Origin of the sequence: Collinsella sp. CLA-ER-H3 (assembly GCF_040092425.1) — a bacterium.
GTDB lineage: Bacteria > Actinomycetota > Coriobacteriia > Coriobacteriales > Coriobacteriaceae > Collinsella.
Map to the genome: position 1 here is coordinate 63,676 of NZ_JBBNLP010000008.1, position 13,482 is coordinate 77,157.

12 protein-coding genes are annotated in these 13,482 nt (G+C 59.4%); 3 read left to right on the plus strand and 9 right to left on the minus strand.

The genetic code is table 11. The annotated features are described in order from the left end of the window. Positions 1 to 3: 3 nt before the first annotated feature. Positions 4 to 588: a bifunctional pyr operon transcriptional regulator/uracil phosphoribosyltransferase PyrR gene (gene pyrR, locus AAAX32_RS07570; protein WP_195361312.1), complete on the minus strand. Its 585-nt coding sequence runs from the start codon at positions 586 to 588 to the stop codon at positions 4 to 6. 450 nt (positions 589 to 1,038) lie between these two features. Here pyrR and rpmB point away from each other — a divergent pair, with 450 nt between their 5' ends. Then, entirely contained in the window at positions 1,039 to 1,227 is a 189-nt protein-coding gene (gene rpmB / locus AAAX32_RS07575) for a 50S ribosomal protein L28 (RefSeq protein ID WP_022094725.1), read from the plus strand. 185 nt (positions 1,228 to 1,412) lie between these two features. Here the strand turns inward: rpmB and AAAX32_RS07580 are convergent, their stop codons facing one another. Further along, the gene (locus AAAX32_RS07580; protein ID WP_349100417.1) at positions 1,413 to 1,850 is read right to left on the minus strand and encodes a hypothetical protein; all 438 of its coding nucleotides are present in this window, start codon (positions 1,848 to 1,850) and stop codon (positions 1,413 to 1,415) included. A gap of 324 nt (positions 1,851 to 2,174) precedes the next feature. On the opposite strand from AAAX32_RS07580, the gene adhE reads away from it, so the two are divergent. Together adhE and AAAX32_RS07590 are read left to right on the plus strand one after the other, a co-directional pair. Beyond that, positions 2,175 to 4,823: a bifunctional acetaldehyde-CoA/alcohol dehydrogenase gene (adhE, locus tag AAAX32_RS07585; protein WP_349100418.1), complete on the plus strand. Its 2,649-nt coding sequence runs from the start codon at positions 2,175 to 2,177 to the stop codon at positions 4,821 to 4,823. A gap of 88 nt (positions 4,824 to 4,911) precedes the next feature. Then, complete coding sequence (locus tag AAAX32_RS07590) at positions 4,912 to 5,676, plus strand: aminoglycoside phosphotransferase family protein (RefSeq protein WP_006236119.1); 765 nt, start codon at positions 4,912 to 4,914, stop codon at positions 5,674 to 5,676. A 177-nt stretch (positions 5,677 to 5,853) separates the two neighbouring features. Here the strand turns inward: AAAX32_RS07590 and AAAX32_RS07595 are convergent, their stop codons facing one another. Genes AAAX32_RS07595 through frr form a run of 7 tightly spaced genes read right to left on the minus strand, consistent with a single transcriptional unit; the run spans position 5,854 to position 13,480 of the window. After that, positions 5,854 to 7,575, minus strand: a complete 1,722-nt coding sequence (locus AAAX32_RS07595) for a proline--tRNA ligase (RefSeq protein WP_349100419.1) — start codon at positions 7,573 to 7,575, stop codon at positions 5,854 to 5,856. Further along, the gene (ispG, locus tag AAAX32_RS07600; RefSeq protein ID WP_349100420.1) at positions 7,576 to 8,658 is read right to left on the minus strand and encodes a flavodoxin-dependent (E)-4-hydroxy-3-methylbut-2-enyl-diphosphate synthase; all 1,083 of its coding nucleotides are present in this window, start codon (positions 8,656 to 8,658) and stop codon (positions 7,576 to 7,578) included. A 13-nt stretch (positions 8,659 to 8,671) separates the two neighbouring features. Further along, on the minus strand, positions 8,672 to 10,033 hold the full coding sequence (locus AAAX32_RS07605; protein ID WP_349100421.1) for a M50 family metallopeptidase: 1,362 nt from the start codon (positions 10,031 to 10,033) through the stop codon (positions 8,672 to 8,674). Between the two features lie 25 nt (positions 10,034 to 10,058). Further along, on the minus strand, positions 10,059 to 11,246 hold the full coding sequence (gene dxr, locus AAAX32_RS07610; RefSeq protein ID WP_349100422.1) for a 1-deoxy-D-xylulose-5-phosphate reductoisomerase: 1,188 nt from the start codon (positions 11,244 to 11,246) through the stop codon (positions 10,059 to 10,061). Further along, positions 11,246 to 12,145, minus strand: a complete 900-nt coding sequence (locus tag AAAX32_RS07615) for a phosphatidate cytidylyltransferase (protein WP_349100424.1) — start codon at positions 12,143 to 12,145, stop codon at positions 11,246 to 11,248. The genes dxr and AAAX32_RS07615 overlap by 1 nt, the downstream gene beginning before the upstream one ends. Positions 12,146 to 12,147: 2 nt before the next feature. Further along, positions 12,148 to 12,942: an isoprenyl transferase gene (locus AAAX32_RS07620; protein WP_117735162.1), complete on the minus strand. Its 795-nt coding sequence runs from the start codon at positions 12,940 to 12,942 to the stop codon at positions 12,148 to 12,150. 1 nt (position 12,943) lies between these two features. Next, positions 12,944 to 13,480, minus strand: coding sequence for a ribosome recycling factor (gene frr, locus AAAX32_RS07625; RefSeq protein WP_006236112.1), 537 nt, complete (start codon positions 13,478 to 13,480; stop codon positions 12,944 to 12,946). Positions 13,481 to 13,482: the final 2 nt, after the last annotated feature.

A 13,482-nucleotide genomic window follows, 5' to 3' on the forward strand; every position in this document is an offset into this window, starting at 1 on the left:
GTACTACTCACCTCCCAGCGGCGCGGAGCCCACGTGGGAACCCGGCGCGACGTCGTTAATCTCGACGGCGGTGTGGCCGTCGACTTCCTTCATATATAGGTGCACGTTCTCCTCATGCGACGAGGGAACGTTCTTGCCGACAAAGTCCGGCGAGATGGGGAGCTCGCGGTGGCCGCGGTCAACGAGGACAGCCAGCTCAATGCGGTTCGGACGGCCCAGGTCCATGACGGCGTCGAGAGCGGCGCGAATGGTACGGCCCGTATACAGGATGTCGTCCACCAGCACGACGCGCTTGCCGTCGACGCTAAAGGGAATGTTGGTGGCGTGGATCGCGGGAGCGAAATTGGTCGCATAGTCATCGCGGTAGAAGCTGATGTCGAGGCTGCCGAGCGGAACGTCGACGCCCTCGATCTCCTTGATCTCCTCGGCGAGCTTCTTTGCCAGAAGGTCGCCGCGCGTGACGATGCCGACCAGAGCGAGGTCTTCACAGCCCTCGTTGCGCTCGAGAATCTCGTGCGCGATGCGGGTCATCGCTCGATTGACGGCGGTCTCGTCCATGATGACCGCCTTGGGGGAAGTCGTGCCCATCGATCTCCTTCCTCACATGTCTTGACTGCTGACACAGTCAAAAAAATAGATGCCCGACCGCTTAAAGCGGACCAGACACCCACAGGAAGGGCTGCTCTTTGGGCAGCTATGTAATTCCATGTGGGTATCTCGTACCCCTTTAATGGTCATGGGATAGTGTAGCCAACCTCGAGCTTAATTGCGAGCATAAATACAGAGCAATCCGTAAACGGAGCCCAAAGCTCAATAAACCTATATATTTGTGGGACGAGCTTGAAAACGCACGCACGAGCTGGCATAATCCCCTCTGCTGCACGCAAATCGGATCTACGTCCAGGGCCGTGGCGTGAGCACTATCGCCAAAAGAGGAATATCTCTGTGTAGATTGCGCACAGGGAGCGACTTCTGTGCTATAGTTCAGGCTTGTTTGTTAACGCGACATGTTCGTTTGTCGCCCAAGGAGGGTCAGTTATGTCCAAAGTTTGCGAAGTTTGCGGTAAGCACCCCGTTGCCGGTCGCTCCATCAGCCACTCTCACCGCGTCACCAACCGTAAGTTCCGCCCCAACATCCAGCGCGTTTACGTCGTCGTCGATGGTCACCGTCGCAAGATGAACGTTTGCTCCACCTGCCTCAAGTCCGGCAAGGTTGCGCGCTCGTAAATAAGGTCTTACCAACAAGTACCTCGGACTCTCCGGGTCAAAGACCTCGCGTTCACATAGAACTTACCAAAGGCGCCCTCCCCAATGAGGGCGCCTTTTTGCACTCATTGGGGACAGACTTACATGAGTGTTTTCACGCATTTGGGACAGACATTACGCATGCCGGCAGCGGTTCGGCCCCTGCCTCACGCAGCCTCCCTCCAGCCTACGGTGGCCTTGGTCACGCTTGTAGCGCCGATGCCGGTGATACGGGCAATTTGCTTGACCGTGAGATGTGCCCGCCTGAGCCTCAGCAGACACGCATCACGATCGGGGCGTGGCAGGGCCTTGAGCAGCGCAGGATCTATGCTCGGAAGGACTTCGCGCGCAACGGAAAGAGCATCCTCATCGAGGATCCGTCGGCGTGGAAGAATCTCCTCTGACCAGATGCGCCCGGCAACTTCCTCGATATGCTCGCAATAGCAACGGGAACCTCCGACAATATCGAGCATAGCGGCCGCATCACAAATATCAAAGGGATCGTAGCCCAGCTGATATGCCTTGTAACTTGACCAGCGGTACGCCTCAAGTGAGTCGAGCGCACCTTTCACGGGATTGAGATGGATATAATCGAGCAGCTGCACTGCCTGCGTGTCCGACTCAACCGCGACCCGCGAATAGCGATTGTCAAAATGCTGAGCCTGTAACCTATTTATATCCAATGAGCGGCAATAACAGGCCCAGAACGGCAAAATGGCAAATCGATGTCTGTCCCAAATGAGTGAAAGCACTCATGTAAGTCTGTCCCCAATGAGCGGGGCGATACGCAAGGCAGATAGATTTAGTTGAAACGGTTCATTTGATTGAAGCGTTTTAGTTTGTCTTTTACGGGAATCTGCCCGTTCACCGAATTATTTCTTGCTATCATGCATCTTGTAGGGTAAATCTCCGATCGCAAGGAGACACAAATGGTGAAAAAGTCACCGGAAAACACTACTCCCGCCATCGTGGACAACGTGGAGGCGCTTGAGGCCAAACTCAAATCTATGCGTGAGGCCCAGGCTAAATTCGCTGAGTACACTCAGGAGCAGGTAGACAAGATCTTCTACGAGGCTGCTATGGCCGCCAACAAGGCTCGTATTCCTTTGGCCAAGCTCGCCATCGAGGAGACAGGCCGTGGCGTTCTCGAGGACAAGGTCATCAAGAACCACTACGCCGCTGAGTACATCTACAACGCTTACAAGAACACCAAGACCTGCGGTGTCATCGAGCGCGACGACGCTTACGGCATCACCAAGGTCGCCGAGCCGATCGGTATCGTTGGCGCTGTCATCCCGACCACCAACCCGACCTCCACGGCCATCTTCAAGACGCTCATCTGCCTGAAGACCCGTAACGCCATCATCATCTCCCCGCACCCGGCAGCCGCCAAGTGCACCATCGCCGCCGCCAAGCTCGTTCTCGACGCAGCTGTCAAGGCCGGTGCTCCTGAGGGCATCATCGGCTGGGTCGACAAGCCGTCCATCGAGCTGACCAACATGGTCATGCGCGACGTCGACATCATTCTCGCAACCGGTGGCCCGGGCATGGTCAAGGCTGCTTACTCCTCCGGTAAGCCCGCACTCGGCGTCGGCGCCGGCAACACCCCGGTCATCATCGACGATACCGCGGACATCAAGCTCGCCGTCAACTCCATCATCCACTCCAAGACGTTCGACAACGGCATGATCTGCGCTTCCGAGCAGTCCGTCACCGTCCTCGACTCCATCTACAAGGATGTCAAGGCTGAGTTCCAGCGTCGCGGCTGCTACTTCGTCAAGCAGGGTGCCGAGATGGACGCCCTGCGTGCCGCCATGTTCAAGAACGGCGCACTCGATCACCGCATCCCCGGCATGGCTGCCGCCAAGATCGCCGAGCTCGCCGGCATCGAGGTTCCCGCCAAGACCAAGATCCTGATCGCCGAGGTCACCTCCACCGATCCCGAGAAGGAAGAGTTCTCCCACGAGAAGCTCTCCCCGGTCCTCGCTATGTATCACGCCAAGGACTTCCAGGAGGCCGTTGACAAGGCAGAGCACCTCGTCCTCGCAGGTGGCCCGGGCCACACCGCCTCTCTCTACGTGCACCCGGCACAGAGCGAGAAGATCGCTAAGTTCCAGCACGTCATGAAGGCCTGCCGCATCGTCATCAACACCCCGTCCTCGCACGGCGGCATCGGTGACCTCTACAACTTCGGCATGAAGCCGTCTCTAACCCTGGGCTGCGGCTCCTGGGGTGGCAACTCCGTCTCCGAGAACGTTGGGGTGAAGCACTTGATCAACGTCAAGACCGTGGCAGAGCGCCGCGAGAACATGCTGTGGTTCCGCGCACCCGAGAAGGTCTACTTCAAGAAGGGCTGCACGCCCGTCGCACTCGACGAGCTCGGCACCGTAATGGGCAAGAAGCGCGCCTTCATCGTTACCGACCAGTTCCTCTTCAAGAATGGCAACACGCGTGCCATCGAGGCCAAGCTCGATGAGATGGGCATCGCTCACGACTGCTTCTACGACGTTGAGCCCGATCCCTCCCTGCAGTGCGCACGTCGCGGCGCCAAGCAGATGACGCTCTTCGAGCCGGATGTCATCATCGCCGTCGGCGGCGGTTCCGCAATGGACGCCGGCAAGATCATGTGGATGATGTACGAGCACCCCGAGGCGAACTTCGAGGACATGGCCATGGACTTCATGGACATCCGCAAGCGTATCTTCACCTTCCCCGAGATGGGCAAGAAGGCTTACTTCGTCGCCGTCCCGACCTCTTCGGGCACTGGCTCCGAGTGCACGCCGTTCGCCATCATCACCGACAAGGAGACCGGCATCAAGTGGCCGCTCGCCGACTACGCGCTGCTCCCCAACATGGCTATCGTCGACGCCGACAACTGCATGACCGCCCCGAAGGGCCTCACCGCAGCTTCCGGTATTGACGTCATGACCCACGCCATCGAGTCCTACGTCTCCATCATGGCTTCCGATTACACCAAGGGCCTCTCCGAGCGCGCCGCAAAGCTCGTCTTCGAGAACCTCCCGAGCTCCTTCACCAACGGTGCCAAGGATCCGCACGCTCGCGAGGAGATGCACAACGCATCCTGCATGGCCGGTATGGCATTCGGTAACGCCTTCCTGGGCCTCAACCACTCCATGGCCCACAAGCTCGGCGCTTTCCACCATCTGCCCCACGGCCTCGCAAACGCAGTCATCCTGACCCGCGTCATGCGTTACAACGCCGCCGAGGCTCCTGTCAAGATGGGAACCTTCTCTCAGTATCCCTACCCCAACGCGCTGCACAACTACGCCGAGATGGCTCGTTACTGCGGCATCGACGGCATGGACGACCGTGAGGTCTTCGAGAACTTCATCACCAAGCTCACCGAGCTCTGCGACTTCATCGGTGTCAAGCACACCATCGCTGAGTACGGCGTTGACGAGAAGTACTTCCTCGACACCCTTGACGAGATGACCGAGCAGGCATTCAACGACCAGTGCACCGGCGCTAACCCGCGCTACCCGCTCATGAGCGAGATCAAGGAGCTCTACCTGGACGCCTACTACGGCCGAGAGCCTCAGGATTACGCCGTCTGCTAGTTCTAGCACGGTTTTTAACGGCGGGGGTGCACGGGTGTTTCACACACCCCCGCCGTCGCTTCTATCGCATCGTTGAAAGGATGCAACCATGCTGCTACCCGATTCCAAGACCGAGCTCGTCCGCCGTGGCAACAAGGTCGTTTACGACCTGGGCGACAAGATCGTCAAGGTCTTTAACGAGACCAAGCCCGTCTCCGACGTGTTCAACGAGGCTTTGAATCTTGCCCGCATCAATGAGTGCGGCATCCGCAGCCCCAAGGCTCTCGAGGTTTCCCAGCTCGAGAACGCCAACGGCTGGGCGCTCGTGACCGAGAAGGTTCCGGGCACTACCCTTGCCGAGAAGATGACTGCCGAGCCCCAGCGCTTTGGTGAGTACCTCGAGATGTTCGTCGACCTCCAGATCGAGATCCACGGCTACACCTCCCCGCTGCTTAACCGTCAGCGCGACAAGTTCGCCCGCATGATCGACAGCCTTGATCAGCTCAATGCCACCACGCGCTACAACCTTCAGGAGCGTCTGGACGGCATGACCAAGGAGTTCAAGGTCTGCCACGGCGACTTCAACCCTTCCAACGTCATCGTCGGCGACGATGGCCAGCTGTACGTCTGCGACTGGGCACACGCCACCCAGGGCTCCCCTGCTGCCGACGTTGCCACCACCTACCTGCTCTTTGCCCTCAACAGCAAGGATCAGGCCGAGGCCTACCTGGAGCTCTACTGCGACCGCGCCGACATGCCCATGCAGGTCGTGCGTCAGTGGACGAGCATCGTCGCCGCATCCGAGCTCGCTCGTAAGCGCAACGTGAACGATGAGTTCCTGAAGAACTGGATCGACGTCGTCGATTATCAGTAATATCTGAGCGATTCGCTTCGCATCGGAGGCACAAAGAAAACCCCGCAGCTCATTTGGGCTGTGGGGTTTTCTGTTACCCGTCGAGCTGATTCACGCAACAAAAAGGACTGCCCCGCTTCTCATCCTAAGAGAGATACGGGGCAGTCCTGTAATTGCATCTAATAGCAGAAACGTCGATTAGCGACGGGCAGCCTTCACCAGCTCGGCAACCTTGGCGACGACCTCGTCAATCGCCACGTCCTCACGCTCGCCGGTAGCACGGTCCTTGAGCTCCACCGTGCCATTCTTGAGGCCGCGCTTGCCCAGAACGACCTGATACGGGAAGCCCATAAGGTCGTTGTCCGCAAACTTAAAGCCGGGGCGCTCGTCGCGGTCATCCACGACAACCTCGATACCCTCGGCACACAAGCCCTCGACGATTTGGTCGCAGACGGTCGCGCACTCCTCCTTCTTGGGATCGAGCGGAATCACCGCGACCTCGTACGGAGCGACAGAGACCGGCCAGACGATGCCGTGCTCGTCATTGTGCTGCTCCACGACGGCAGCGAGCGAGCGGGACACGCCCACGCCGTAGCAACCCATGATCAGCGGTTTTTCCTTGCCGTCCTCATCCATAAAGGTGGCACCCATGGCCTCGGAATACTTGGTACCCAGTTGGAAGACCTGAGAGACCTCGATGCCGCGGGCAGCAGAGAGCGGCTTGCCGCAGTGCGGGCAGGGATCGCCGGCAACGACGGTGACCAGGTCGGCCCACTCATCGACGGTAAAGTCGCGCTCGGGGCAGGCGCCGGTAAAGTGATAATCGACCTCGTTGGCACCGCAAGCCCACTGCTTGGACTCGCGCAGGCTCTCGTCGCAGACCAGACGAATACCATCGGGCAGGTTAACCGGTCCGATAAAGCCCTTATGCAGACCGTAAGTCTGGAGCTCCTCGTCGGTCATCATGCGATAGCCCTTGCCAAAGACATGCTCGGCCTTGCAGTCGTTGAGCTCATGATCGCCCGGGACGATGGCCACGACGGGCTTACCCTCGGCATCGATCAACGCCAGGGACTTGCGCGTGCCGTTCTCGGGGAAGCCGAAGAACTTGGCGACGGCCTCGATAGTGCCCATGCCCGGAGTCTCGACCTTGGTGAGCGTACCGTCGCCGGGGCCCTCAGTCACGACGACCTTGGTGCTTGCCGCCTCATCATCGGCAGCAAAGCCGCAATCGTCGCAGTAGACCAGCGAAGCCTCGCCGGCGTCGGCCAAAGCCATGTACTCGACGGAGGTATCGCCACCGATCTCGCCGGAGTCGGCAACGACGGGCAGGGCCTTGATGTAGCAGCGCTCGCAGATGTTAGCGTAGGCCTGCTTCATCTTGTCGTACTCCTCCTGCAGGCTCTCCTGCGTGGCGGAGAAGCTGTAGGCGTCCTTCATGATGAACTCACGACCGCGCATCAGACCAAAGCGGGGGCGGAACTCATCGCGGAACTTATCCTGGATGTGATAGAGGTTGACGGGCAGCTGCTTATAAGAGCGCAGTTCATTGCGCACCAGGGCGGTGACAGTCTCCTCGTGGGTGGGGCCCAGCACGAACTCACGGCCGTGACGGTCATCAAAGCGCACGAGCTCTTTGCCATAGGCGTCGATGCGGCCGGACTCGCGCCACAGCTCAGCGTCGACCATAATGGGCATCATGAGCTCCTGGGCACCGGCGGCATCCATTTCGTCGCGCACGATGTTCTCGATCTTGCGGATCGAGCGCCATGCGAGCGGCAGATAGGAATACAGGCCGGCGGCCTCCTTGCGGATCATGCCGGCGCGAAGCAGCAGACGGTGGCTCGCAAGCTCGGCGTCCGCCGGATCCTCTTTGAGCGTCGGCGCGTAAAGCTTAGACATATACATTGCTCGAGTCATTTATTTCTCCTCAATAAGCTTGTCGACCTCGACCATGAGCGCGTCGACAATTTGATCCTCAGCTACTTTACCAATGATCTGGCCATGCGAAAAGAGCAGGCCCTGACCTCGTCCGCAGGCAACTCCCAAGTCGGCATCAGAAGCCTCGCCGGGGCCATTAACGGCACATCCCATCACGGCGATCGAAAGCGGCGCGGAGTAGTTCTTGAGCCGTTCGGTGACCTCCTCGGCAATGGGAATGAGGTTGACCTGGCAACGAGCGCACGTGGGGCACGAGACGATCTCGGGACCACGACGACGCAGGCCCAGGGACTGCAGAATGCCCCAAGCGACCGGCGGCTCCTCAACCGGATCGGCCGTGAGCGAGACGCGCATGGTGTCACCGATACCCTCAGACAGCAGGATACCAAGGCCCACCGAGCTCTTGATGGTGCCCTGCAGCTTGGTACCTGCCTCGGTTACGCCCAGGTGAAGCGGAACGTGGGGAATCTCACGCGACAGGGCTCGATAGGTATCGAGCGTCGTATGCACGCTATGGGCCTTGGCGGAAAGAACGATGTTGGTGAAACCGCGGTCCTCAAAATGCTTGACGAAGCGCTCGCTCGACATCACGAGCTTTTCGGGCTGCGTAAGATCGTCGCGCTCGGCAATATCCTGCTCGAGCGAGCCGGCGTTCACGCCGATGCGAATCGCGCACCCAGCAGTGCCCGCAGCATCGATCACAGCATCGACCTTGGCCCAATCGCCGATGTTGCCAGGATTGATGCGCAGCTTGGCAGCACCGGCCTCAACGGCACCAATGGCGAGCTTATGGTTAAAGTGGATATCGGCGACAATCGGCACCGGAGACTCGGCACAGATGGTGCGGAAACCCTCAAGCGCGGCCTCGGTGGGCACGCTCACGCGCACGATATCGCAGCCAGCCTGCGCCAACGCGCGCACTTGCGCAAGCGTTGCCTGGGCATCAGCGGTATCGGTGCAGGTCATGGATTGGACCACCACCGGCGCGCCGCCACCGATCTGCACGCCGCCCACATGCACGGGGCGCGTCAGCTCGCGAGGCAAAGGATGGGATAAAGACAATCCAAACACTCCCCTACAAAATAAATCGAAGGACGTCGGAACGAAGCATATAGACAAACAACAGCGCAAAGAGCGCGATGCCCACATAGCTCACAATCGTCTGGACCTTGAGCGGAAGCTCGCGGCCCGCAATCTTTTGAATGATCTCGATGACCAGCTTGCCGCCATCGAGCGGTGGGATGGGCAGCAGGTTCATAAAGCCAAGCGAGAACGAAATGAGGGCGGCAAACGAAAGGAACGTGGCAGGGCCGGCAGCAGCAGCCTGTGAGGACATAACGCTAATGCCCACGATCGAAGAAGACTGATCGAGAATCTCCATCGTATGCTGCGGCTGGAGCAGGCGCATCACGCCCTCCGCGGTCTGCACAACATAGGAGAATGACAGACGTGCCGAGGTGATGGGGTCCAAACGGACTACCTGCGTAGAGGCATACACACCTAGGCGCTCGTCCTCTTTGAGCGCAACCGTGGTCGAATGCTGCTTGCCGTCACGCTCGTACTCGATGGCGATATCGTCCTTACCGGCGGCCTTGCCGATGGCATCGTAAACGCTCATCCATGTGGAGCACGATACACCGTCAACCGAAAGGATCGCATCACCAGCCTCGATACCCGCCTTGGCGGCAATAGACCCCTCGTCAACCTGACCGATCACGTTGGTATCGATCGACACGGTGACGCCCGCAATGGAATAGATGCTCATAAGCAGCAAAAAACCCGTCAGGATATTGACGAGAATGCCCGCGAGCAGCATAAAGGCGCGCTTGAGAAAGCCCTGGCCAAGATAAGTGTGCGAGCGCTCTTGCGCCAAGAAATCAGCCTCGCCGCACGGCAGCTCCCACACATCGCCCTCGGCAGTCGCATGCTCTCGATCGAACCGGCGGCCGTCAAAGGTGGTGTAACCCGCCGCGTCTCGCGGCAGCGTCTGATACTTGGTGGGATAGTAGCTCGGCGAGGGTTTCTCCCCTTCCTCATACCAGGGAGCGATGGAGCCCCAGCCCAGCAACAGAGCACAAGCCTCGAGCACATCCTCCTCGGAAAGCTCGAGCTCGACAGCAAGGTCGGCCACGGTCACGCGACCATGACGGTAGATAGCCGCGAGCACGCGATCGGCGCAGGAGACATCGGTCGGATCCATACCGCAGATGGCAGCGTAGCCACCCAGCAGCAGCGGGGTCACGCCAAACTTGGTTCCAATGCGACGCGACGTGTAATGGATGTCAAAGCGGCACGGCAGGCCCAAAAAGAACTCGGTCACACGGACGCCGCAGGCACGCGCCGCCAAAAAGTGGCCGCCCTCGTGCAAAAACACGAGGACGGAAAGCATCAGCAGGCCCCAAAAGACCGATGAGAGAACGCTCAGAACAGTATCCATAAAACGAAAAAGCAATCCTTATGGGTTAGGAACGGGTTGCGGCGAGTACCTGCGCAGCCTTTTCACGCGCCCACGCATCGATGTCGCGAAGCTGCTCAAACGAATCGACCGCCTGCATATCGTGGGCATCCATGCAGGATTCCACAATGCGATCGATATCGGTAAAGCTGCAGCCATCGTGCAGGAAGGCATCGACGGCGACCTCGTTGGCGGCATTGAGCACGCACGGCATGGTGCCACCCGTCTTGCCGGCACGCTCGGCCAGTGCCAGACAGCGGAAGGTATCCATGTCGGCAGCATCAAACGTGAGCTGCCCCAGCTCGCGGAAATCGATACGAGGCGCCGGGGTATCCCAACGCTCGGGATACGAGAACGCGAACTGGATGGGAATACGCATGTCGGAAGCACCGAGATGCGCCATCACGGAGCCGTCGGCAAACTCGACCATAGAGTGAATCTTGGACTGACGCTGCACGACCACGTTAATGAAATCGAGGTCGCAGTTAAACAGATGCATGGCCTCAATGCGCTCCAGGCCCTTATTCATGAGGGTGGCGGAGTCGATGGTGATCTTAGCACCCATGGCCCACGTGGGATGTGCGAGGGCATCGGCACGCGTCACGCGATCTAGCTCGTCGCGCGTGCGGCCAAAGAACGGACCGCCCGAGCAGGTGAGCCAAATACAATGAGCCTCGCGCGGGTTCTCCCCCAGATAGCACTGGTAGATGGCGGAGTGCTCAGAGTCGACTGGAATAAGCTGGCCCGGTTGCGCCAACGGCATAAGCAAGTCGCCGCCGACGACGAGGGACTCCTTGTTGGCAAGGGCAAGGCGCTTATTAGAGGTCAAGGCCGCATGGCTCGCCTCGAGACCGGCGGCGCCCACAATAGCAACGAGCACGCAGTCGACATCGTCGCGACGCGCGAGCTCGCAAACCGCCTGCGCGCCAACGCCGAGCTTCGTTCCCTCGGGCAACTCCTGCAGCACGGCGTCATCGCCGTGAGCGACATCGGCCACGGCAACGGCCGGAACCGAGAACTCGCGAGCGGCGGCAACGAGCTCCGAGGTGCTGGAATTGACGGACAGCGCCGTTACCTGCAGTCGATCGGCATGCTGACGGCACACGTCGAGTGCCTGCGTGCCGATAGAGCCCGTACAACCCAGGATGGCAACACGAAGGCGTCCATCGGAGCCATACGTCGTCTGGAATGACATTACAGCACGCCCCCGATCATCAAAAGCAGCTGCGCGGTAATGCAGCCGAAGATAAGCGAGTCGCTACGGTCGAGCATGCCGCCATGGCCCGGGATAAGGTTGCCGGAATCCTTGACACCCACGCCACGCTTGATGCGCGACTCAATGAGGTCGCCGATAACGCCCAGGATGGACACGACCAAGCCGCACAGCAGCGCATAGGGCAGGCTGAGTTTGTAGAAGTGCGTCGCCCACAGGATGAGCCAAATCAAAACCGAGCCCAGAATGCCGCCGACAAACCCCTCCCAGCTCTTTTTAGGAGAGATCTTGGGAACCATCTTGTGCTTGCCGATACGGCTGCCCACGATGTAGGCAAACGAATCGGAGACCCAAAGGGACGCGCAAACGCCCACTGAAAGCAGGGCGCCGGCAAAACCGGGCACGGCATCGCGCAGCAGCACGATAGCCGACAGCATAAAGCCAGTGTAGATGGGACCCATGAGCGTCACGGCCACATCAGAGATGCGGGTACGCGGCGACCAGACATACCAAATGCCCACAGCGAGCATCAGGGCAAAAAGCAGGGCATTCAGCAACATCGAATCGCCCAACGCCGACAGCGGAAAGAGTACGGCGGCAGCGATACCCATGCGCTCGTTAGCCATCTTGCCATCGAGCCTCGTCATACGGAAAAACTCATAGCAGCACAGACCGCTCATGACAGAAACAAAAATGGCCGTGGGCACGATACCCAAAACCAGGCACAGGATAAAGACAACGGCGTAGACGATACCGGCGGCGGCACGGGTAATAAAGCCCGCCAGCCACGAACCGGTGCCGCTCTTAACTGCAGGCGCTTCCGCAGTGGCAGCTTTGCGCGTAGGCGTCTTGGGAGCAGATGCCTTGGGACGATCGGACACGATTAAGCCTCCTCGGTCTTGCTCAGACCACCAAACCTACGGTCACGGCCCTGATAGGCCAAAATGGCGTCGACAAGGCCCCAACGATCAAAGTCGGGCCAATAGGTATCGGTGACGTAGAACTCGGAATAAGCCACCTGCCACAGCAGATAGTTCGAAAGGCGCAGCTCACCAGAGGTGCGAATCACAAGCTCAGGATCGGGAAGGCCGGCGGTATAGAGGTGGGAAGCCACCATGTCGTCATCAATTGCGGCAGGATCGATCTTACCGGCGGCAGCGTCGAGTGCGATCTGACGGACAGCGCGGGTAATCTCGGCACGCGCGCCGTAGTTGACGGCAAGCGCCAGCGTCATGCCGGTGTGATCGGCGCACTCGGCAAGACCGCGTTCAAAAACGTCGCGGGTCTTCTTGGGCAGCGCGGAAATGTCACCCAAAAAGACAACGCGCACGTTTTCGCGCTTCAGAAGCGGCAGCTCGTCGATAAACGTCTTGGCAAACAGATGCATCAAGACGTTGACCTCATGCTGCGGGCGGTTCCAGTTTTCGGTAGAAAACGCATAGGCAGAAAGCACGTCGACGCCCAGACGCACGCAGGCGGTAATAATCTCGCGAAGGGAGACGATACCCGCCTTGTGGCCCTCGGTGCGTGCAAGACCGCGCGATGTGGCCCAACGACCGTTGCCGTCCATGATGCACGAGATATGGTGCGGAATGTTATTGAGGTCAAGGTCGGAAAAACCGACGCCCGCAGGGGCGTCGGCAAAGTACTCGACCAGTTTATGCTCGTCGTATTGCACCTTAGATCTCCATGACCTCGGCTTCTTTTTCCTTCAGAAGCTCCTCGACCTTGGCGACATACTCATCGGTGTGCTTCTGGACCTTGGCCTGCTCGCGACGGACATCGTCCTCGGTGAGCTCCTCATCGCGCTCGAGCTTGTTGTTGAAGTCGCGACGGATGTTACGGATAGAAACCTTGGCCTGCTCGGCGTACTCGCGGCACTCCTTGACGAGCTCGCGACGGCGCTCCTCGGTGGGAGCCGGGAACGGAAGACGAACGACGGTGCCATCGGAGTTGGGGGTAATACCCAGATCGGAAGCGCCGATGGCCTTGACGATAGCATTGATGAGCGCCTTGTCCCACGGCTCGATGAGCAGCATGTGGGCCTCGGGGGTCTTGACGGCGGCAACCTGCGTGACCGGCGTGGGAACACCGTAATAATCGACGGTGATGTCGGACAGAATGTTGGCATTGGCGCGGCCGGTACGGACCTTGGAGAAGTTATGCTTGAGGGACTCGAGCGACTTGTCCATATGGGCGGTGATGTTCTCTGCCATGC